This is a genomic window from Micromonospora sp. LOL_014 (assembly GCF_048060245.1).
In the GTDB taxonomy this organism is placed as follows: domain Bacteria; phylum Actinomycetota; class Actinomycetes; order Mycobacteriales; family Micromonosporaceae; genus Micromonospora_E.
Window position 1 is genome coordinate 1 of sequence record NZ_JBHMIP010000087.1, and the last position, 1,348, is coordinate 1,348.

Below are 1,348 nucleotides of genomic sequence, written 5' to 3' on the forward strand. Positions count from 1 at the left end.
CAGGGTCATTGCGTAGTGGGGTAACTGCTGGTCACGGTCGTGATGAGGTCGTGGGGGCGGCGGGCGGCGCGGCGGGCGGCTCTGGCGATGTTGGTCTCGCCGTTGCCACGGTGGAACCCGATCGCGGTGTTGCGCAGGACCGCCGCGACAGCGGGCCCGTTGCCGGTACGAGCCCGGTGGGCGTCCTCGCGGAAGGTCACGTCCCGGACCCAGTGCAGCCGGTTCTCGATGTGCCATTCCAGACGGGCCCATTGCTGCAGTTCAGCAGGTCGGGCGTCGGCTGCGGGCAGTGACGCCACCAGGTAGACGGTCTCTCGTGTGCGTTTACCGGCGGTTGTGCGGGTACGGGTGATCCGGACGGCCTGCTGGGCATGCGGGAAGCCGATGCCACCGGGAGTCTGGAGGGTCAACGCCTTGACGGTACGGGTCTCCCGGCGGCCGTGCCCGACGTCGCGGTGTTGGTCCCCGACCGGCACCCGCGCCCACGGAAGGCGTTTGAGCTGGGCGAACAACGTCGGCTGGTTGGCCTTGACCGACACGTACAGGTGTCCGCCGGCAGCGGCGACGGCACGAGCGTGGGCCACCTGGGCGTGCAACGCGTCCGCGACGATCACCACACCCGCCAGGCTCCCCAGTCGAGCCTTGACCTGCTCCAGCAGCGGGGCGAACGCCGGAATCTCGTTCGACTTCGCCGCGACCTGGACCTGCGCCAGGACCACACCGGTCGACGTGTCGTAGGCCGACAGCAGATGGACCCGTCCTTCGGGCAGGACAGCACCCCGCACCACCTTGCCGTCGACAGCGATGACACGCCGCGCCGGCGCGGGCGCTGGTAGTCGGGAGCACAGCCAGTCGGCCAGGACCGACGTCAACGTCTTGGCGTCGACGCGGACCAGCAACCGCCACACCGTGGTCAGGACCGGTACCCGGCCGGTGAACCCGAGCCGGCCCCACGCCGACGCGTCGAGATCATCGACCCAGTCGCCGATCGCCGCGAACGTGGAAGCCCCGGCCACCACCGCACACACCGCAGCCGCGAGCACGCTCGCCAAGGGGTAGCGGACTCCTCGCGGGTCACGAGGATCGGGAACTCGGGCCAAGGCTTCCAACAGGCCATACGCCTCCCGGTCGGCGGGCATCGTGCCGGATGGGGCGGGGGCGTGCTGACGGATCACGTCGATCAGCGATGATGACATGCGCGGGTGTGGTCCTTGTCGGTGTCATGTTGTCGCAGCAACTCCATGATCACCTACGGGCCGCACCCGCCCTTTGTCACCCTCCAACCAGGTCGATGACAGCGCGTTCACGCAGGCCAGAAGTACTCTCAGGCGACTACGCAAAGCCCCTG

Annotated in this window: 1 protein-coding gene; it reads right to left on the reverse strand. The window is 69.1% G+C overall.

Annotation, left to right across the window (positions count from 1 at the left end; translation table 11 throughout):
* Positions 1-5: 5 nt before the first annotated feature.
* Positions 6-1,196 carry an ISAs1 family transposase gene (locus ACFHW1_RS28715; RefSeq protein WP_416616711.1) on the reverse strand — a complete coding sequence of 397 codons (1,191 nt, stop codon included), beginning with the start codon at positions 1,194-1,196 and terminating at the stop codon, positions 6-8.
* Positions 1,197-1,348: the final 152 nt, after the last annotated feature.

Bases quoted from the DNA above. Each gene is read 5' to 3' on its own strand.
- ACFHW1_RS28715 (WP_416616711.1), bottom strand. From the start codon at position 1,196: ATGTCATCATCGCTGATCGACGTGATCCGTCAGCACGCCCCCGCCCCA.